The organism is Luteimonas sp. Soil_N_1 (genome assembly GCF_057656255.1).
Genome location: NZ_JBDGKS010000003.1, coordinates 62,598 through 82,918, shown reverse-complemented (window position 1 = coordinate 82,918; position 20,321 = coordinate 62,598). Strand labels below are relative to the sequence as shown.

Below are 20,321 nucleotides of genomic sequence, written 5' to 3'. Positions count from 1 at the left end.
GCACACCCCGGGTGGTCAGCGCTGCTCGCGCAGGAACCGGGCCATCGACACGCCGTCGCCGCTCTGCGCGGGGGCGAATTCCGCAGCGACGTCGATGAAGCCGCGCATCACCGCGATCTCGCGCGGGGTGCGGTTGAGGGTGTCGCGCAGGTCGGGATCGGCCCCGGCGCGCAGCAGGCGTCGGGCGATCCGCAGCTGGCCGTGCAGGCCGGACAGATGCAGCGGGCCGAAGCCGCGCTGATCCTGCGAATCGAGCGAGACACCCTCGTCGAGCAGGTGCTCCATTGCCGCCAGCACCACGTCCTCGTCGCAGGCAGTGCCCGGCTCGGCGCGGGCGCCGAGCAGCAGCAGCAACGGGGTGACGCCGCCAGCCGCGGCTGCATCGACCTCGGCACCCGCCAGCAGCAGGGTGTCGAACAGCGCGAGCAGGCGCGGGCGGTCCTGCGAGGTGAATCCGTAAAGGGCGGCGCAGTGCAATGGGGTCAGGCCCTGCGCGTCGGTGGCATGGATGTCGGCGCCGGCGGTGAGCAGGCGCGCAGCAAGATCCGGCAGGCCCAGGGCCGCGGCGAGCATCAGCACGCTGACCTCGCCCGGCAGGCGCTGGTCGAGCGAGCCCCCGGCGGCGAGCAGCCGGTCGACGATCGCGGCGTGACGCATGCTGACCGCCGCCGACAGCGGCGTGGCGCCTGACTGCGCCGCCAGCGCGGCATCGGCGCCCCGTGCCAGCAGCAGATCGACGACCGCGTGGTGGCCGCCGCCGGATGCACGCAGCAACGCGCTGCAGCCCTGCCCGTCCACCGTGTCCACGGGAAACCCGAGATCCAGGAGCCGGCGCACGGCATCGGCATCGCCGGCGCTGGCAGCCGACGGCAGGTCGGCCGGCTCCAGTGCGCGTCTCGGCAGTGCCCAGCCACGCCAGTCGAGCCAGTCGGCGAGATCGCGTCGTCCCGCAGACAGTGCGACCCCGAGCGGTGTCTGGCCGTCGGCCGCACGCGCTGCCGGCGACGCCCCGTGGCGCACCAGCACCTTCAACGCGGCTTCGCGTCCGAGCGCGGCGGCGAGGTGCAGCGCGGTCATGCCGCGGCTGTCGCGGGCATCGAGATCGACCCCATGCGCGACGAGTCGTTCGATCAGCCGCAGCCAGCCGAGCCGGACCGCCAGCGACAACGGCGGATCACCACCGGGCGCAGCCATGAACGGGTCGGCGCCGCGTGCCAGCAGGTCGAGCGCGCAGGCCTCGAACGCGCGCGCCGCCTGGTCGTCGCCGGCGCAGGCGGAGAGATAGCGTGCGAGGTTGCCGGCACCGCCGGGCGACGCGCCATGACGCAGCAGCGCCTGCAGGATCGGCAATGTCTGCGGTGCTGTGGACAGCAGTGCGCACAGCGGGGGCTGTCCGGCTGCATCCGGCGCTTCAACGTCGGCGCCCTGCGCAAGCAGCCATTCGATACGTTCGAGCGACGGCGGCATGTCGGGGTCGAGCAGCAGACCGCCGAGATCGCGCGGGCCGAGCAACCGCAGCAGCGGCCCCTGATCCTCGAACCGGCCTTCGCGCAGGCTGGCCCGCAGCAGCAACAGCGGCGTCCGGTCGCCGGGCGCTGCGTCTTCGTCGTCACCGGCGATGCCGAGATTGGCCGGCAGCGGATAGTCGGGGTCGAGCAGGCGCACCAGCGTCCAGCGCCCGGCTTCGGCAGCCCGGTCGACCGGCTTGCGGCCTTCGGCATCGACGACGTCGGCCGGCACCTCGAGTGTCAGCAGACGCTGCACCAGCGCTGCGGACGGCAGCTCGGCCGTGCAGGCCAGCGTGACCGCGTTGCGGCCGGCGATATCGACTGCCGCCACGTCGGCACCGGCAGCGAGCAGGGCCTCCAGTGCCGCCAGCCGGCCACCGCGTGCGGCTTCGAGCAGCGGCGTGCGGCCGTCGTTGTCACGACCGCGCACGTCGGCACCCGCGCCGAGCAACGCGGCGAGGATGTCGTCGTGTCCCTGGTAGGCGGCGACATGCAATGCGCCACGACGTTGCGCATCGCGCGCGTCGACCCGTGCCTTGTGCCGCAGCAGCAGCTGCACGCCGGCCGCATCGTCTTCGTCGCCACCGGCCGCGGCCAGCAGGGCGGGTGTGCCGCCCTCGCTCTCCGCGCGGGCGCCGCGCTCGAGCAGGAACTTCGCAAGCCGCCAGTTGCCCGATGCACAGGCGGTACCGAGAGGGGTCAGGCCATCCTGGTTGCAGGCTTCGAGTTCGGCGGCGGCGTCGCGCAGCAGGGCCGCGACACCCGGATCGGAACTGCGCGCAGCCAGGTGCAGCGGGGTGTTGCCTTCGTGGTCGGTGATCCGCGGATCCGCGCCATTGGCCAGCAGGGTCATCACCGCATCGGGGCGGCCATGCCAGCTGTCGCGCGTGGCGGCCAGCAGCGGCGTCATGCCGGCGTGGGCGGCGTTGACGTCGACACCGCGTGCGATCAGCTCCCGCAGCAGGCGCAGGTCGGGCAGTACCGAGGCCAGGACGGGCAGGCTGCGCTGGTCGCGATCGTCCGCTGCGGGCAGCGCGCGCACATCGGCGCCGGTCTCGATCAGCGCCAGCGCACGATCCACACGGCCGGCACGGGCCGCGGCATACAGCGCCACGGCGGGATCGGCGCCCGTGGGTTCTTCGAACAGGGCCACCGCCGGGTCACCCTGCATCTCGACGATCGGCATCGACAGCGTGGCCGGTGGCGCGAACCGCTGCAGTGCTGCATGCAGGGCGCACCACACGACCAGCGTCGCCACGGCCAGCGCGATACGCGTGCCCAGTGCGGCTTCGCCGGACAGCCACGCCGGCGCCAGCACCAGCGCGACGACCAGCGCCACGCACAACGCCGCACCGACGCCACGCCAGTGACCGGTCTCGCGCTCCGACAGCGTGCGCCAGTGCGTGCGCAGGTCGCCGCCATCGCGTTCGAGTGCGTGCCACAGCGGCCAGGTGCGCCAGAAGCCGATGACCGCCAGGCCCACCGCGATGCTCAATGCGAGCGCCGCACCGAGCTCACCGCCGTGCCGCAACGCCGACAGCGGCCAGGCGACCAGCACAGCGGTCGCCACCGTGGCGCCACCCCAGGCGGCGGCCAGCGACCACAGGTCGGTGCGCAAGGCAGGGCCGGCTGGTACGGCGCGGGTGCGCAGACCGCGCACGGCCAACGCGAAGGCCGGTTGTGCGAGTGCACCGGCGATCGCAGCCAGCGGGCCGCCGAGCACGGTCAGGCCGGTCAGCACGATGCCGGCGAGGATGAGCGGAATCAGGGCGCGTCCGGACCCGGACGACAGGCGCTGCTTGGACTCAGGCATCGGTGCCCCAGTCCTCCGTGAGTGGATCGTGGACCAGCCGCGGCGGCATCTGCAGGTGGAACTTCTGCGTGCGCAGCTTCTCGCGCACCGTCGCGACATCCTCGCGCGCCAGTTTCCGGTCGGGCGTCAGCGCCACATCCAGCACGAAGGTCAGTTCGCCCAGCTGCGCGCGCACCGGATCGGGCAGGACGTCGAACGCATCGCGCTCGGCGAGGTACACATAGGTGTCCGCCTTGCGCTGGCTTTTGTAGACGTAGGCGTGCATGGGCGAAGAACCGCGGAAACACGCTGGATTGTGCGGCAAAAGCGGAGGCTTGGGTATCGCGCGACCTGCGCTGGATGCCGCGCCCGTCGACGCCGCGTTCAGTGATAGCCGGCGTCGGCGGCCACCTTGCCGCGGAACACGCGGTAGGACCACGCGGTGTAACCGAGGATCAACGGCAGCAGCACCACCAGCCCGGCCAGCACGAAGCCCTGCGACGACGGCGGCGACGCGGCCTCCCAGATGCTCAGTGACGGCGGCACGATGTTCGGCCACATGCCCAGCACGAGCCCGAGGAATCCCAGCCCGAAGAAACTCAACGTCAGCAGGAACGGACGCGCATCGCGGCCCTCGCGCATCGCCGCGCGCCACAGCCAGATGGCGTTGACCAGTGCCAGCAGCGGCACGGGCGACAGCCACCAGAAATTCCCGTCCTCGAACCAGCGGGCCATGATCTCGGAGTCGAGGAACGGCAGCCACGCACTCACCAGCCCCATGAACGCGGCGACGACCAGCACCAGCGGCCGGGTCAGCGTGCGCGCCATCTGCTGCAGCCGGCCTTCGGTCTTGAGGATCAGCCAGCCGCTGCCGAGCAGTGCATAGCCGAATACCACCGCCGCCCCGGTCAACATCGAGAACGGGCTGAACCAGTCGAGCGCGCCACCGGCGTATTTGCCCTCCTCCAGCGGCATGCCTTCGACCAGCGCGCCGAGGATCACGCCCTGCGCGAACGCGGCCAGCAGCGAGCCGAGCGCGAACGCCACACCCCAGAACCGCTTGCCGCGCTGCGCCTTGAAGCGGAACTCGAACGCGACGCCGCGGAACACCAGCGCGATCAGCATCAGCAGCACCGGCAGATACAACGCCGACAGCACGATGGCGTACGCGCTCGGAAAGGCCGCCAGCAGCCCGGCGCCGCCGAGCACCAGCCAGGTTTCGTTGCCGTCCCAGATCGGCGCGGCGGTCGTCATCATGTGGTCGAGCTGGTCGCTGTCTTCGGCAAACGGTGCCAGCACGCCCAGGCCCAGCACGAAGCCGTCGAGCAGCACGTACATCAGCACGCCGAAGCCGATCACGCCGTACCAGATCACCGGCAATACGGTCTGCAGGTCGAGGTCCATCAGTCGTCTCCCACCGGGCCGTCGGCCGCCGAGATCGGCCGCATCGGCGTGCGTTCGCCCTCATCGTGGTCAGGGCCGTCGTCGAACGGCTGCGGGCCCTTGCGGATCATCTTGAGGATGTAGCCGCCGCCGGCGCCGAACACCACGGCGTAGGCAATGAAGAACGCACCGAGCGAAATGATCACGCTGCTGCGGTCGATGTCGCTGACCGCATCCGCAGTCCGCAGCAGGCCCTGGATCGCCCAGGGCTGGCGGCCGATCTCGACGACGAACCAGCCCGCCAGCACCGCGATGAAGCCGCTCGGCGCCATCAGCCGCCACGTGTTGAGCAGCCACTTCGATTCGAACAGCCAGCGGCGGCGCCACGCCCACAACGAGACCACGGTGAGCAGCAGCATCGCCATGCCGATGCCGACCATGACCCGGAAGGCATAGAACACCGGCGCCACCGGCGGCCGTTCGTCGCGCGGCACCGCGGTCAGCGGCGCGATCGTCCCGTCCCAGCTGTGGGTCAGGATCACGCTGCCAAGCCGCGGAATCGCGATCTCGAAATCGTTGCGCTCTTCGTCCACGTTCGGCACCGCGAACAGCACCAACGGCACACCCTCGCCGGGCGCGCTCTCGTGCCAGTGCGCTTCCATCGCCGCGAGCTTGACCGGCTGCACTTCACCGGTCTTCAGGCCATGCAGGTCGCCGACGAAGATCTGCAGCGGCACGGTGATCGCGGCGAATGCGACCGAGAGCTTGAGCATCCGCGTCGCCGCATCGACGTGTTCGCCGCGGCGCAGATACCAGGCCGCCACGCCGCCGATCACGAAGCATGTGGTGATGAACGCCGCCAGCGCCATGTGCGCCAGGCGATACGGGAACGAGGGATTGAAGATGACCGCCATCCAGTCGGCCGGATGGAACACACCGTCGATCAGCTCGTAGCCTGCCGGCGTGTGCAGCCAGCTGTTGGCCGAGAGGATCCAGAACGTCGAGATCAGCGTGCCCACCGCGACGAGGCACGTCGACAGGAAATGCAGCTTTTCCGACACGCGCCCCCAGCCGAACAGCATCACGCCGAGAAAACTCGCTTCCAGGAAGAACGCCGTCAGCACTTCGTAGGCCAGCAGCGGCCCGAGGATGTTGCCGGCCGCGATGCTCAGCGCCGACCAGTTGGTGCCGAACTGGAAGCTCATGACGATGCCCGACACCACGCCCATGCCGAACGACACGGCGAAGATCCGCATCCAGAAGAAATACAGCTCGCGCCACACCGGGTCGCGCGTGCGCAGCCAGCGGAATTCCAGGAACGCCAGCCAGCTCGACAGGCCGATCGTGAAGGCGGGAAACAGCACATGAAACGAGATCACGAATCCGAACTGGATCCGCGACAGCAGCAGGGCGTCCAAGCGGAGCTCCGATAAGCGGCGCTGCGCGAGTGTGCGACCGGGACCGTGAAAACGGGATGCGGCGCAGCGACGCGCGACCGTCCGCCGCAGCGCGCATGACCCGTGTCGGGGCCGTGACGCCGGCGACGCCCGGTACACTGCCGCCTCCTTCCGCTTTACGGAACCGTCGAATGCGTCGACTGCCGCTGAGCTGGGTGCTTGCCTGCGCCCTCGTGTCCCCCGCCGCCCTTGCACAACCGGCGCAGCCGCTGACGATGGAGCGGATCATGGCCGATCCGGACTGGATCGGTGCCCCGGTCGAAGGCGCGTGGTGGCGCTGGGATGGCCAGGCGGCGTACTACACGCTCAAGCGCGAAGGCAGCAGTGTCCGCGAGACCTGGCAGCAGCCGCTCGCCGGCGGTGCGTCGGCCCGTGTCGAAGACGGCGCGCGCGCCGATCTCGATGCGCAGAACCCGATCATCGATGCCACCGGCACGCGCATGGCGTTCCTGCGCAACGGCGATCTGTTCGTGCGCGATCTGCGCACCGGCGCGCTGACCCAGGTCACGCGCACCGAAGCGCCGGAAGCGCAGCCGCAGTGGTCGACGACCGGCGGTCTGGTCTGGCGCGCGGGCAACGACTGGTTCGGCTGGGATGCACAACGCGGCACCGCGCAGCTGGCCAGCCTCAAGGCCGAGGACGACCCGGCCAAGCCGCCGAAGGACGATGACCTGCGCGATCGCCAGCTGCGCATGATCGAAACCCTGCGCGTCGAGCGCGACCGCCGCGATGGCCTGCGCACGCAGAACGAGACCTGGCGCCGTGGCGATGCCACGCGCGCGCCCGCTCCGGTGTTCCTCGGCAAGGACGTCACGATCGCCGGCAGCGCGCTGTCGCCGGCCGGCGACCGTCTGATCGTCGTCACTGCTGCCAAGAGCGGTGATGCGGGCCAGGCCGGCAAGATGCCGAAGTACGTCACCGAATCGGGCTACGAAGAATTCGAGGACGTGCGCACGCGCGTCGGCCGCAACGATCCGCTGCCGCACACGCTGTGGCTGGTGGACGTGGTCAGCGGCCAGGCGCGTGAGCTGAAGACCGACACCCTGCCCGGCATCGGCACCGATCCGCTGGCCGATCTGCGCCGGTCCGCCGGCCAGGACGCGCTCGAGGGCAACCGTCCGGTGCGTCTGGAACTCGACGGCCGCGGCGGTGGCGGCGGTGCGATCCGCTGGAGCGACGACGGTCGCAGCGTCGCGCTGTCGATCCACTCGGTCGACAACAAGGACCGCTGGCTCGCCACCGTCAACCTGGCTGGCGCGACGCTGCAGACCCGCGACCGCCTGACCGACGCCGCGTGGATCAACTGGGACTTCAACGAGTTCGGCTGGCTGCCCGACAACCGCACGCTGTGGTTCCTGTCGGAAACCTCCGGCTACTCGCATCTGTATCTCAACGACGGCGGCCGCTCGCGCGCGCTGACCTCGGGCCAGTGGGAAGTGTCGTCGCCGGTGATGTCGCGCGACGGCAGCCGCTTCTTCTTCCTGTGCAACCAGCAGTGGCCGGGCCGGTACGAGGTCTGCAGCGCGAATGGCGGCACCGTCAGCGAACTCACGAAGACCGGCGGTATCGAGGACTTCGCGCTGTCGCCCGACGAGACCCGCCTCCTGCTGCGCACCTCCAGCAGCTACACGCCGCCGCAGCTCGCCGTGGCCGACGTCGCCGGCGGCGAAGTGCGCGTGCTCACCGACACCCGCACGGCCGAGTTCAAGGCGCACGACTGGCTGCAGCCCGAGTACGTGCAGATTCCGTCCAAGCACGGCGCCGGCACGGTCTGGGGCAAGTTCTACGCGCCGGAGAATTACGAGCCGGGCCGCAAGTATCCCGTCGTACTGTTCGTGCACGGCGCCGGCTACCTGCAGAACGTCAGTGATCGCTACCCGAACTACTTCCGCGAGCAGATGTTCCACAACCTGCTGGTGCAGCAGGGCTACATCGTGCTGGATCTCGATTTCCGCGCCTCTGCCGGCTACGGCCGCGACTGGCGCACGGCGATCTACCGGCAGATGGGGCATCCCGAGCTCGAGGATTACCTCGACGGCATCGACTGGCTGGTCGACAACCACCAGGCCGATCGCGACCGCGTCGGCATCTACGGCGGCAGCTACGGCGGCTTCATGACCTTCATGGCGCTGTTCCGCGAGCCCGGCGTGTTCAAGGCCGGCGCCGCCCTTCGCCCGGTCACCGACTGGTCGCAGTACAACCACGCCTACACCGCGAACATCCTCAACACGCCGGACATCGACCCCGAGGCGTACCTGAAGTCCTCGCCGATGGAATACGCCGACCGCCTGCAGGACAACCTGCTGATCGCGCACGGCATGATCGACGACAACGTGTTCTACAAGGACTCGGTGATGATGGCGCAGCGCCTGATCGAGCTGCGCAAGGACAAGTGGGAACTGGCGAGCTACCCGCTCGAGCGCCACGCCTACCAGCACCCGGCCTCGTGGTACGACCAGTACCGCCGCATCTACGAACTGTTCGAGCGCACGCTCAAGCCGTGATGCAGATCAGAAGATTCTGAACTTTCTATCTGCATGCTCCCGAGAAGGCGGCCGTCTCGATGACGGCTCGCCTCGAAAAACACCGGTCAAGCGCCGCACGGACCTTCTCACATTGTTCTATCCCGCACTCTCCACGTCCGATATACGGCGAAGCACTTCCTTCGAATAGTCACTGTTCTCGGGAAGCGCCGCGAGCGAAGCTCTATATTTTTCCAAGGCCGCTGCTGAGTGGCCGACCGCCTCGTTAAGCCGCCCTTCCAGCAGGCGCACATAGGGAATCCGTTGCGAGTTTACGTCTTCGGCAATTTTCCCATCATCGATGTGAATCCCCGGAAGCAGAGCGCGAGCCTTTTCCTGCATGCCCAGATCGAGATAGGACATTGCCAAGATGATGGAAAACTCGGCAAATGCAGGTGAGGCGTCGCCGAATATCCCATGTGCATCGTCGAGTCTCTTCTGCAATAGTTCCACGGCCTCAGCTGACCGCCCCGCCCAGCGCAAGGCTTCGCCACGATATTGCAGCGTATTCAGAGCAAACGGCGAATCTTGGCCGAGCGTCTCCGCAAACAAGATGCTGGCCTTCCCGTATTCGAGCGCGGCCTCGTCAAAACGATTCTCGGCAACCAGCGCGACCCCACGCAGAGTATTGACGTTGGCCAACTGCGGATGCCGCGTGCCGAGCACCTGGATAAGGTCCTCTTCGAGCATGTCGATCTGAGCCAGGGCTGTGTCCTGCTCGCCAGTCTGCATCAGCACTTGCACGAGATTCTGACGCGCCTGGATCGTCTGCGAGTTGAGCCGTCCATGGATTTCCTCCAGACCGGACAGTGCCTGTCGCAGCTGCTGTTCCGCCTCGACCACCTCGCCGATCGCAAGTAACGCGTGACCCAGTTCGGCGCGGGTTTTCAATAATCTGTCGCGCCCGAGCCCGGTGTCCTGCTCGCCCAAACGGATCAATTTCCGATATTCGATCGCTGCCGCTTTGTAGTCCGATTGACGTTCGTGCAGATATGCTTTCGTGTGGCCAAGGAGATAGCGTAGATCGACCGAGGAATGCACTTCGCCCGCAATCCTCGATTCGAGGACTTGAAGGTGTTTGCTTGCCTCGTCGAATCGGCCCAGATCGATCAACGCGTGGCTCTGCCCCAATCGGGCATCGATGCCTCTCTCGTCCTGCCGACCGAACGCCTGCTCCAGCAAGTGAGCGGCGGCGCTGTACTGCGCTTCAGCCTTTTCGACTTGCGCCAACGCGTTGTAGGCGCGTGCGACGGCCAGGTGCATCAGGCCTGCCGACCCCGGATCCCCACGGAACCGCTCTTCGATTCGCGCCGCCGCTATGTCCACGGCTTCACGCACTGTGGGTTGTCGACCGTCGTTCCGGTCGGGATACGATGCCCCGATCACGTCGTCAGTGAGAAAGCTGTTCAGAAGAGTTTGCGCATGCAGGCTGGTCTGTGCCCGCTCAGCCTCGCCCTGTGCACGCAGCTCTGACCGATGTGCGCGTTGGGCCAGAATCACTGAACTGATCGCCCCAACCAGCAGCAGCGATGCTGCAGCCAGCATCCACGGCCGCCGCGCACGCTGACGCGCCAGACGTTTTTCGCCAGCGTCCACGCGAGCGCGCACTGCCTGTTCGAGAGCACGCTGCTGTCTACGCTCATTCAAACCCCGTATGCGCTCGGCCAGCAGTGATGCGGCTTGGAGCCGCCTCGCCGGATCGCCATTGGCGGCAGCAGCAATGTCCTCGCACAACAACTCATTATCGACGTCGCGCTCCCATCCCGGCGCCAGCGGCCGGCGGAAGTCACCGACGATCAACTGGTAGAGGATGACGCCCAACGCATACATGTCGCTGCCGATACTCGGTACCTGTCCGGACACAACCTCCGGTGCGAGATATAGAGGGGTGCCACTGTCGGACGGTGCCGCCAGCGACTGGGTCAGGCCGAGTTGGGTGATGCCCAGCGCATCGATCCTGCCCGCGTCGAAGAGCCCACTGCTGCCGAAATCGGCGACGCGCAGATGCCAGCCTCCGGGCGTACCGTAGATCAACAGGTTCGCCGGCTTCAGATCCTTGTGCAGCACACCGACTGCATGCGCCGCCGCCACCGCATCGACCGCTTCGACGAACAGCGACAACCGCTCTTCCAGAGACAGATGCTCGATACCGCGTCCGTCTGCGTCGCGCCAACGGTCCAGGCTGACGCCGCCGTATTCGAACTCCACGAAAAATGGCGACTGTTCGAAATCCCAGTCAATCACTTGCACGAACGCCTGCCGTTCGCTGAGCGCCGCCTGCAGCAGCCGCCCAACAGTGACCTCGCGCTTTAGACCGGTCAGCCGCTGGCCATCGAGACTGAACTTGAAGACGCGTTGCTGTCCGGTCTTGGCATGGCGCGCCAGCCATACCTCGCTGTCACCGGCACGCGCCAGCGCGTCTTCCAGCAGCCAATGGCTGCGTCGCGGGACGGCGTCGCCGGCCGACAAGCGGCTTTCGGGCGGCACGTGCGCCACAGCCCGTCGGCTGATCTTGCCTTCGAGCCGGTAACCCACACGGGGCAGTGTCACGATCACCGCGCCCGTGTCCTCGCCGAGCGCCCTGCGTAATTTGCCCACTGCGTTGGTCAGCACGGCTTCCACAACCATGCGTCCGGCCCAGACGTTGGACAGCAGTTCGTCCTTGGTGACCGCCTCACCGGCATGCCGCAGCAGGTACTGCAGTACCTCGAGCGGCTTGCGTTCCAGCTCGACGTGCAGGCCGTCGACGGTCAGCTGCCAACGCCCCTCATCGAATTCCATTTTACCGAACGACCACGCGTAGGACGCTGCCGTCCCCACTGGTTGACGATCCCCTGACATCCCTTTCTCCTTGCATGGAGCGCAATCAACGCGCCATGAATTCCCCTTTAAATCAAAGGGATGCAATCCGTTTGAATTTCGTTTCCGCGTCGTGGGGACCGCACGCAACGTCTTTGCCGACATTTGCGGCCCCGCCGGCGACCGCCGGTAACCCCGTCGAGGAATCGCCATGCGAGGCAGGATCATTCACTACAACGGCGGCGATGGCAAAGGACTCATTGCCGCCGGACCACAGCAGCACGCGTTCGAGATCGCCCAGTGGCGCAGCGAAAGTGCGCCTGCCGTCAACCAGACCATTGAGATGGTGTTCGAAGGCGAGCGGCTCGCCTCGGTTGCACGCGTTGCGGAGGACATCCTGCTCAAGGAAAAAGCAGGCGCAATCGCAGGCCGGCTCGGCACAGCAGGGGCGGCAACGCTTCAGGGGATCCGGCAGGGCTCGCCGCGGGGCGGTGTCGTTGCACAGGTTTCCGGCCTCGGCCGGGTCCTGTTGATCTGCCATGGCCTGTTCGCGGCATCTGCCTTGTTCTTCTCCTATCTGAAGGTCGAGGGACTGTTCGGTCCCAGCCAGGCGTACTCGCTGGTCGGCCTGTCGCGTCTGTCGGAACAGCTGGGCAGCGCCATCGGCGGCAGCGTGCTGCCCTGGCTCGCCATCCTGTCGATCGCGGTTCCGCTGTTCTGGCGCAGCCGCTGGGCGTGGCTGGCACTGCTGCTGCCGTTGTTCGCCACGGTCAAACCCTGGTTCGACGTCTTTGCCGCGGTCCGTGCCGTGTCCAGAGGCATGAACCAGTTCGACGCCGGCATGGGACGCGCGATGACCAGCCAGCTCATCGACATGCTGGGCATCGGTCTGGGCTTCTGGCTGTGCCTTGCCACGTCTCTGGTGCTGGCCGGCCTGGCGGTCAAGCGCACGCTGCTGCCGCCCCGCCCGCACGCCGAGCCGGAGAGCGTCCGATGAGTCCGCGCCTGCGTATCGGTCTGTCCACGGCCGCCCTGACCGCATCATTTCTCCTGTCCGGAACCGTGATCGCCGGCGACGGGGACAACAGCGCACTGCTGCACCGGATGGCGGCCCTGGAGGCACGCGTCTCCGCGCTTGAAGGGCGTCCTGCCACCGGCACGTCTCCAGCATCCCTCGCATGGCAGGACACCGCGAAGTGGAACCAGCTGCGTGTGGGAATGCGCGAGCAGGAGGTTGTCGAACTGCTCGGCCCGCCGTCGTCCGGACAGCGGATGCGCACCCCCGGCGCCCTGACTGGCGAGATCACGGCAATGCTCTACCAGCAGATCGACTCCGCCAATCTCGCGGGCGCCGTCAGCGGCATCGTCCACCTCGCGGATGGACGTGTTACCGGCTGGTCGGCGCCCTATCTGGCGGATGCCACGCCTGATGGCGGTCGCCGATGAGTCCCCGGACCCGTCTGGATCGCGTGCGAACGGTCGCGCCGTCCACCTGCGCCGGTGAAGCGGGTCGCCGCCCATCCGGATGCTGCCCGGAACGGCGCGCCGGACATCCCGCCCGACCGCGTCCGGCGCCGCACGACACCTTCGCCGATCGACAGCTGCCGGGACGTGTCCGGGCAGAACGGCCGCACCCCACACCCCCTGCCATCCACCACGCTCCGGAGATACCCGTATGACCCCAGTCCGCCTGTCCATGCTCACACTCGCCAGCGCCCTGCTTCTGGCCGCCTGTGGCGACAAGGACGACACCGCGTCCGACCCCGCACAGCCGCCGGCAGGCGCCCTGGGCGAGGCCGTCAGGCAGGCTGAAGCCACCGCCCGCCGCACCTCGCTCCCCACAGCGGACGAGACCAGGCCGCTCGACAGCTACCCGTCGATCAAGAGTGGCCAGCAGGTGATGTTCCTCTACGTTGCCGCGTCGAAGCTGCCGCCCGATTTCGACAAGCTGGCCGAAGCCCATTCGCGCGACTACCGGCAGACCAGCGATGCCTTCCGCAGGAGCGATCTGCTCAAGGCCCTGCGACCGCAACTCGAGCAGGGCATCGCGGATGCGGTCGCAACACCCTACGGCTGGGTGGAGCTCGACAACGCGGACCTGCAGAGCTACGACTTCGAGCGCAAGGGCTTCGTCGTGGGCGAGTTCTCGACTCCGGGCGGCTATCGCTACTTCAACGACGCCAGCAGCTTCAGCTACGCCTGGGCCAATCACGAGCAGGTCGCCTTCGCGCCTGTCGCCGATGAAGCCGTGGCACGCGAACTCGAAGCGATGCGCGGCAACTGGAACAGCAAACCGCGCCTGCGCGTCTACTTCTTCGCCCAGTCCGCCGACCTCAATGCCAGCCGGGTAAATGCCCTGGTGACGCGGGTGCGGATCACCGACCGGAGCGGCCGCGTCCTCGTCGACTACGGTCCCGACGGCAGCGTGCCCGTGCAGACACAGGAAGCGCCGGCATCTGGTTGCACGAGTGTCGACTGCATGGCCGATGACGTCTTGGGCGGTGCCCTTTGAACGGCCCCGTGTCGCCCACCGGTGTACAGCCACCGCAAGACAGCGAAGGGCTGGTGGCACAGGAGCTCGCGCTGCGCAGGGCCCGGCGGGAAGCCGCAATCCGGGACACGGCCGGACTCGCCACCGTCATCAAGGTGCTGTCCGGCGTGCTGTTCGCCGGCGCGATCATTCCGGCGCTCGGCATCCTGTCCGTGTTGGCCGGCCTGTTCGTCGGCTTCTTCGGCACGCTTGCACTGGCGTTCAAGGGCAACCCGAGCGGCGCCCTGAAACAGGTGCTGATCACCGGGGTGGGCGCAGTCGTCGCCACGATCGTCTGGGCCATCGTGACGTTCGTGGTCTTCGCCTGACAGCGCATCCGCACAGGCGCGCTGCCCCTGATTCCCCAACCCGTCAGCTCCCCGGAGACATCGATGCGATATCGCGTCCGCGCCACTATCGTGCTGCTCGCAGCAGCCTGTTTCGCCACGTTCGCCAGCCATGCACAGGCGGTTGATCCCGACGCCTGGAAGCAGCCGGACGTCCGCGCCCGCCTGAAGACGGGGATGACCCCCGATCAGGTCGAAGCAGTCCTCGGCACGCCGGCCCGGTCCCGCATCCACCGGAGCCTCGCCGGCAGCACACGCGATCTCGAATTCCGGTCCAGCAACGGTCGGGACTGGATGATCGCCGTGTTCATGGATGGGCAGGGCTTGTTCAACTACAGCGTCGCGCGACTGGGTGCAGACGGGGACGGTCTCCCCGTCGATGCGCAGCCATGGCGGGTGCTTGCCAACTGGCAGGCACTCGCCCCTGGCATGTCGCTCGACGAGGTCGAAGCCATCTTCGGGCCGCCCTCTGCAAAGGCCTATGCCGGGATTGATGGTGTGGAGACCCTGACTGGCTGGCTCTATGACGTCACACCGGAGACGGGGCCGGCTTCCGGCATGGTCATGGCGGTCCAGGACCGCGTATCCGGCATCTCGACGCCCTTGCTCGCGGTCCCGTAGCCTGTAGGCCCGCAGTCCCACCCCGGCAGTCGTGATCCCGAAATTTTCCGCCCGCTGCATCCGTCCCGTGTCCAACGTCCCGCTGCCATGACTGCCGCCGGCGCATTGCCGTCCACGGAGTTGCTGCGGCCGTCACCGTGGAAGATGCTCGCGCTGCTGGCGATCTCGGTCGGGTTCGTCTGGATTGCGGTCGGCATCGCCGACCGCAATCTGCTGATCGCAGGGCTGTGCGGTGGATTCTTCGGGCTGTGCGCGCTGGTCGCGCTGGTGTCGCTGCTGCCCGGCGCGAACCATCTGCGGCTCGACGCCGACGGCATCGAGTTGCGCTCGCTGTTCCGGGTCACCCGCTGGGGCTGGCGCGATGTCGTGCGCTTCGGTCCGACACGCGTGGGGCTGCACACGATGGTCGGCATCGATTTCGCCGACCACGTGGACGCCGCAGCTCGCCTGCGCCGGGTCAATCGTGGACTGACCGGCTTCGACGGCGCCCTGCCCGACACCTACGGGCACAAGGCGGCAGAGCTTTCGGCGAAGCTCGAAGCCTGGCGCCAGGCGCACGTCTGAGCGCCGCGCGGCATTTGACCAGGATCAATGCCGTGGGGCGGGCGCCAACTACAATGCGTTGCATGAACGATTTCGACACCGTCCGTGACTATCTGACCGGCCTGCAGGACCGGATCTGCCATGCGATCGAAGGCGCCGACGGCCGCGCGCATTTCGTCGAAGACCTGTGGCAGCGCGCCGAAGGCGGCGGTGGCCGCACCCGCGTGCTGCGCGACGGCGCGGTGTTCGAACAGGCCGGCATCGGCTTCTCCGATGTGTCGGGTACGGCACTGCCGCCGTCGGCCAGCGCCAACCGGCCCGAACTCGCCGGCGCCTCGTGGCGCGCCTGCGGCGTGTCGCTGGTGTTCCATCCGCACAACCCGCATCTGCCGACCACCCACGCCAACGTGCGCCACTTCCGCGCGATGCGCGACGGCGAGACCGTGGCCTGGTGGTTCGGCGGCGGCTTCGATCTGACGCCGTTCTATCCGGTCGACGAGGACGTGCTGCACTGGCACCGCACCGCGCGCGACCTCTGCGAACCCTTCGGCGGTCAGGCGCGCTACGACGCGCACAAGCAGTGGTGCGACGACTACTTCTTCCTCAAGCACCGCAACGAGACGCGCGGCGTCGGCGGCCTGTTCTTCGACGATCTGCATGGGGATTTCGACAACGACTTCGCCTACATGCGCGCGGTCGGCGACGGCTTCCTCGATGCCTACCTGCCGATCGTCGAACGCCGCAAGCATGCGCCGCATGGCGAGACCGAGCGCGAGTTCCAGCTGTACCGACGCGGCCGCTATGTCGAGTTCAACCTGGTCTACGACCGCGGCACCCTGTTCGGCCTGCAGTCGGGTGGCCGCGCCGAATCGATCCTGATGAGCCTGCCCCCACGCGTGCGCTGGGAGTACGGCTTCAGCCCGGCGGCCGGCAGCGACGAGGCGCGCCTGGCCGACTATCTGCGTCCGCGCGACTGGCTCGCCGAGCTGGCCTGATCCAGTGAGCGCGTCCGACGACGCCACCCGACCGGACGTCGCGCCCGACGGCCTGCAGATACTCCACGCGGACGATCACCTGCTGGCCTTCGACAAGCCCAGCGGCCTGCTGTCGGTGCCCGGCCGTGGTGCGGACAAGCAGGACTGCCTCGCGACCCGTGTCCTCGCGCGATGGGCTGACGCGCGCGTGGTGCACCGGCTGGATCAGCCGACCTCGGGCGTGATCGTGCTGGCACGGGGCCTGGACATGCAGCGCGCGCTCGGCGATGCGTTCGCCGAACGCCGTGTCGACAAGCAGTACGTCGCCGTCGTCGACGGCTGGCCCGACGCGGATGCCGGCACGATCGACCTGCCGCTGCAGGCCGACTGGCCGAACCGGCCGCGCCAGCAGGTCGACCGGGTGACCGGCAAGCCCGCCCGCACCTACTGGCAGGTCCTGTCACGCACGCGGGCTGCCGACGGCACGCCCTGCACCCGCCTCGCATTGACACCCGATACGGGCCGCACCCACCAGCTGCGCGTGCACCTGCAGGCGATCGGTCACCCGATCCTCGGCGATGCGCTCTACGCCACGCCGGAGGCCTGCGCGCGTGCGCCGCGCCTGCTGCTCCACGCCGGATCGCTGACCGTGTCGCATCCGGTGACCGGCGCGTCGCTGCGCATCGCGTGTCCGGTTCCGTTCTGACGCTTCGTCGGCAGGCGCGCTCCACCACCGGCGCGGCAAATTCCGGACATAAAAAAGCCCCGCAGGCAGGGGGGGCCTACGGGGCTCGGGGAACCGGGCGCGGGGAGACGCCTGATGGTTCCGGTCGATCACTCCAGGGGAAGGAAGCGATCTGGCGACAGACCTTGCATCTGTCGAGGGACATAAGACCATTCCGGGGATGGATGGATCGTGAAGATTCCGGTTAATTTTCTGTTGGATTCAGGCCGGATTTACCCGGCATCCGCCTGCCGACCGGTGCCGCCAGAAACGGCACATTTCCGGTGGTCGAACGGGCTCAGTGCGCCTCGTCCCAGTTGTCGCCGATGCCGCTGTCGACGACCAGCGGCACCCGCAGTTCGCCAGCACTGGTCATCCGCGTCACGACCTCGGCCAGCAGCGTGTCGACGAAATCCAGATCCGCTTCGAACACCAGTTCATCGTGCACCTGCAGGATCATCTTCGCGCGATCCGCGTGGTCGGCGATCCAAGTGTCGATCGTGATCATCGCCCGCTTGATGATGTCCGCCGCCGTGCCCTGCATCGGCGCATTGATCGCGGCGCGCTCGGCGCCGGCGCGCTGCGAGGGGTTGCCCTTCTGGATGAAGTCCAGCGTCAGACGCCGGCCGAACACGGTTTCCACAAAGCCGGTCTCACGCGCCTGCAGCCGCGTGCGGTCCATGAAGTCGCGCACGCCCGGGTACCGCGAGAAATACAGCGCGATGTAGTCCTGCGCCTCACCGCGGCCGATGCCGAGGTTGCGCGCCAGGCCGAAGGCACTCATGCCGTACATCAGGCCGAAGTTGATCGCCTTGGCCGCGCGGCGCTCGTTGCCGGTGACTTCCTCCAGCGGTCGGCCAAAGACTTCGGCCGCCGTTGCGCGGTGGATGTCGACGCCCGATTCGAACGCGCGCACGAGGCCCGGATCCTCGGACAGGTGGGCCATGATCCGCAGTTCGATCTGCGAGTAGTCGCAGGCGATCAGCTTGCGGCCCGGCGGTGCGACGAAGGCGCGGCGGATGCGGCGGCCGTCATCGGTGCGGATCGGAATGTTCTGCAGGTTCGGATCCGACGACGACAACCGCCCCGTCGCCGCGCCCGCCTGGTGATAGCTGGTGTGCACGCGGCCGGTATAGGCGTTGATCATCTCCGGCAGCTTGTCGGTGTAGGTGCTGCGCAGCTTCGCGAGGCCGCGGTATTCGAGGATCACGCGCGGCAGTTCGTGCTGGTCGGCGATCGCCTCCAGCGCTTCCTCGTTGGTGCTCGGCTGGCCCTTCGGCGTCTTGACGACCGCCGGCAGCTTCAGCTCGTCGAACAGCAACGCGCCCAGCTGCTTGGGCGAATCGAGATTGAAGGTGCGGCCGGCAAGTTCGGTCGCTTTCTGCTGCGCGGCGAGCATGCGCTTGGACAGGTCCGCGCTCTGCCGGCGCAGTTCGTCGGCATCGACGCGCACGCCATTGGCTTCGATGCGCGCGAGCACCGGCACCAGCGGCATCTCGATGTCGGCGTACACGCGCGCCAGGCCCGCATCGGCCTCGATCCGCGGCTTCATGACCCGGTGCAGCCGCAGGGTGATGTCGGCATCTTCGGCGGCGTACTTCGACGCGTCGTCGATGGCGACCTGTGAGAACGAGATCTGCTTGGCGCCCTTGCCGGCCACGTCCTCGAACTTGATCGTGTCCATGCCGAGGTGGCGTTTGGCGAGCGAGTCGAGATCGTGGCGGGCGATGCCGGCGTCGAGCACGAAACTTTCCAGCAGCGTGTCATCTGCGTAACCGCGCACGTCGACGCCATGCCGGCGCAGCACATGGATGTCGTACTTGCCGTGCTGGCCGAGCTTGCGCTTCGCCGGGTCTTCGAGGACGCCGCGCAATGCATCGAGCACCAGCGCGAGATCCAACTGCGCCGGTGCGCCCGGATAGTTGTGGCCGACGGGAATGTAGGCAGCGCGGCCCGGCTCGATCGCGAAGCTCAGACCGACCAGGCCCGAACGCATCGCATCCAACGCGTCTGTCTCGGTGTCGAACGCGAACGCGTCGGCGGCCTGCAGCTGCGCGACCCAGGCATCGAGCTGTTCGCGCGTCATCACCGTCTCGTACTCGCCGGGCACCGACAGCGCAGGATCGAGTGTCGACGGCGGCGCGGGCATCGCGATCGCGGCTGCGCCTGCAGGCGCAGCGCCGGTACCGCCCGCAGCGTCAAGATCCTTCAGCGCCTGGCCGAAGCCATAGCGCGCGTACAGCACGCGCAGGGCATCGATCGCACGCGGCCGCAGGATCAGCGTTTCCGGGCCGCCATCGAGCGCGACATCGGTCTTGATCGTCGCAAGCTCACGGCTCAGCGGCAGCTGGTGCAGCGCCTCGCGCAGGTTCTCGCCGATCTTGCCCTTGATGTTGCCTGCGTTCGCGATCACGCCATCGAGCGATTCGTATTCGGTCAGCCACTTCGCCGCAGTCTTGGGCCCGCACTTCGGCACGCCGGGAATGTTGTCGATGCTGTCGCCCATCAACGCGAGCAGGTCGACGATCTGGTCGGCGCGGACGCCGAACTTCTCGCGCACGGTGTCGTCGCTGTCCATGCGGCTGCCGCTCATCGTGTTGACCAGGGTCACGCGCGGGCGCACCAGCTGGGCGAAATCCTTGTCGCCGGTGGAGATGGTCACGTCGATGCCGGCGTCCGCGGCCTGCAGCGCCAGCGTACCGATGACATCGTCGGCCTCGACGCCGGCAACGCGCAGGATCGGAAAGCCCAGCGCCTCGACGATCGTGCACATGGGTTCGACCTGCGCACGGAGCTCGTCGGGCATCGGCGGACGATTGGCCTTGTACTGGTCGTAGAGATCGTCGCGGAAGGTCTTGCCGGGCGCATCGACGACGAAGGCCGCAAAGTCCGGCGCTTCCTTCAAGGTCGCGCGCAGCATGTTGACGATGCCGAACAGCGCGCCGGTAGGTTCACCGTCTGCGTTTGTCAGCGGGGGCAGCGCGTGGAACGCGCGATACAGGTACGAGGACCCGTCGATCAGGATGAGGCGTTTCGTCATCCGGGGATTCTAAGGGGTCCGTCGTTCGCGCCGCGTTCGAACCGGAGCGCCGGATGCGGCCGCGTGGCGCGGGGCCGCGAC

General features: G+C 67.9%; 15 protein-coding genes. 9 read left to right on the top strand and 6 right to left on the bottom strand.

All coding sequences use genetic code 11. From position 1 onward, the window contains the following. Positions 1 to 15: 15 nt before the first annotated feature. From AC3A4E_RS16140 to AC3A4E_RS16125, 4 genes are all read right to left on the bottom strand, one after another. A complete protein-coding gene (locus AC3A4E_RS16140; protein WP_487632502.1) occupies positions 16 to 3,321 on the bottom strand; it encodes an ankyrin repeat domain-containing protein in 3,306 nt (1,101 codons plus the stop codon). After that, positions 3,314 to 3,586 carry a YcgL domain-containing protein gene (locus tag AC3A4E_RS16135; protein ID WP_465075121.1) on the bottom strand — a complete coding sequence of 91 codons (273 nt, stop codon included), beginning with the start codon at positions 3,584 to 3,586 and terminating at the stop codon, positions 3,314 to 3,316. The genes AC3A4E_RS16140 and AC3A4E_RS16135 overlap by 8 nt, the downstream gene beginning before the upstream one ends. 98 nt (positions 3,587 to 3,684) lie before the next feature. Continuing rightward, positions 3,685 to 4,704: a cytochrome d ubiquinol oxidase subunit II gene (gene cydB, locus AC3A4E_RS16130; protein ID WP_487632501.1), complete on the bottom strand. Its 1,020-nt coding sequence runs from the start codon at positions 4,702 to 4,704 to the stop codon at positions 3,685 to 3,687. After that, a complete protein-coding gene (locus AC3A4E_RS16125) occupies positions 4,704 to 6,101 on the bottom strand; it encodes a cytochrome ubiquinol oxidase subunit I (protein ID WP_487632500.1) in 1,398 nt (465 codons plus the stop codon). The genes cydB and AC3A4E_RS16125 overlap by 1 nt, the downstream gene beginning before the upstream one ends. A gap of 179 nt (positions 6,102 to 6,280) precedes the next feature. On the opposite strand from AC3A4E_RS16125, the gene AC3A4E_RS16120 reads away from it, so the two are divergent. Further along, positions 6,281 to 8,644: a S9 family peptidase gene (locus AC3A4E_RS16120; protein WP_487632693.1), complete on the top strand. Its 2,364-nt coding sequence runs from the start codon at positions 6,281 to 6,283 to the stop codon at positions 8,642 to 8,644. Between the two features lie 117 nt (positions 8,645 to 8,761). Here the strand turns inward: AC3A4E_RS16120 and AC3A4E_RS16115 are convergent, their stop codons facing one another. Continuing rightward, positions 8,762 to 11,443, bottom strand: coding sequence for a protein kinase domain-containing protein (locus AC3A4E_RS16115; RefSeq protein ID WP_487632499.1), 2,682 nt, complete (start codon positions 11,441 to 11,443; stop codon positions 8,762 to 8,764). A gap of 229 nt (positions 11,444 to 11,672) precedes the next feature. On the opposite strand from AC3A4E_RS16115, the gene AC3A4E_RS16110 reads away from it, so the two are divergent. From AC3A4E_RS16110 to AC3A4E_RS16075, 8 genes are all read left to right on the top strand, one after another. Continuing rightward, positions 11,673 to 12,458: a hypothetical protein gene (locus tag AC3A4E_RS16110; RefSeq protein ID WP_487632498.1), complete on the top strand. Its 786-nt coding sequence runs from the start codon at positions 11,673 to 11,675 to the stop codon at positions 12,456 to 12,458. Beyond that, positions 12,455 to 12,907: a hypothetical protein gene (locus AC3A4E_RS16105; protein WP_487632497.1), complete on the top strand. Its 453-nt coding sequence runs from the start codon at positions 12,455 to 12,457 to the stop codon at positions 12,905 to 12,907. Before AC3A4E_RS16110 ends, AC3A4E_RS16105 begins: the two co-directional genes overlap by 4 nt. A 229-nt stretch (positions 12,908 to 13,136) precedes the next feature. Next, positions 13,137 to 13,973, top strand: a complete 837-nt coding sequence (locus tag AC3A4E_RS16100) for a hypothetical protein (RefSeq protein ID WP_487632496.1) — start codon at positions 13,137 to 13,139, stop codon at positions 13,971 to 13,973. An 8-nt stretch (positions 13,974 to 13,981) separates the two neighbouring features. Then, positions 13,982 to 14,320 carry a hypothetical protein gene (locus AC3A4E_RS16095; protein ID WP_487632495.1) on the top strand — a complete coding sequence of 113 codons (339 nt, stop codon included), beginning with the start codon at positions 13,982 to 13,984 and terminating at the stop codon, positions 14,318 to 14,320. A 63-nt stretch (positions 14,321 to 14,383) separates the two neighbouring features. Continuing rightward, positions 14,384 to 14,959 carry a hypothetical protein gene (locus AC3A4E_RS16090; RefSeq protein ID WP_487632494.1) on the top strand — a complete coding sequence of 192 codons (576 nt, stop codon included), beginning with the start codon at positions 14,384 to 14,386 and terminating at the stop codon, positions 14,957 to 14,959. Positions 14,960 to 15,046: 87 nt separating this feature from the next. Beyond that, a complete protein-coding gene (locus tag AC3A4E_RS16085) occupies positions 15,047 to 15,523 on the top strand; it encodes a hypothetical protein (protein ID WP_487632493.1) in 477 nt (158 codons plus the stop codon). A gap of 62 nt (positions 15,524 to 15,585) precedes the next feature. Continuing rightward, on the top strand, positions 15,586 to 16,497 hold the full coding sequence (gene hemF / locus AC3A4E_RS16080) for an oxygen-dependent coproporphyrinogen oxidase (protein ID WP_487632492.1): 912 nt from the start codon (positions 15,586 to 15,588) through the stop codon (positions 16,495 to 16,497). A 4-nt stretch (positions 16,498 to 16,501) separates the two neighbouring features. Further along, complete coding sequence (locus AC3A4E_RS16075; RefSeq protein ID WP_487632491.1) at positions 16,502 to 17,182, top strand: RluA family pseudouridine synthase; 681 nt, start codon at positions 16,502 to 16,504, stop codon at positions 17,180 to 17,182. Between the two features lie 316 nt (positions 17,183 to 17,498). Here the strand turns inward: AC3A4E_RS16075 and polA are convergent, their stop codons facing one another. Further along, positions 17,499 to 20,240: a DNA polymerase I gene (polA, locus tag AC3A4E_RS16070; RefSeq protein ID WP_487632490.1), complete on the bottom strand. Its 2,742-nt coding sequence runs from the start codon at positions 20,238 to 20,240 to the stop codon at positions 17,499 to 17,501. Between the last annotated feature and the right edge of the window lie 81 nt (positions 20,241 to 20,321).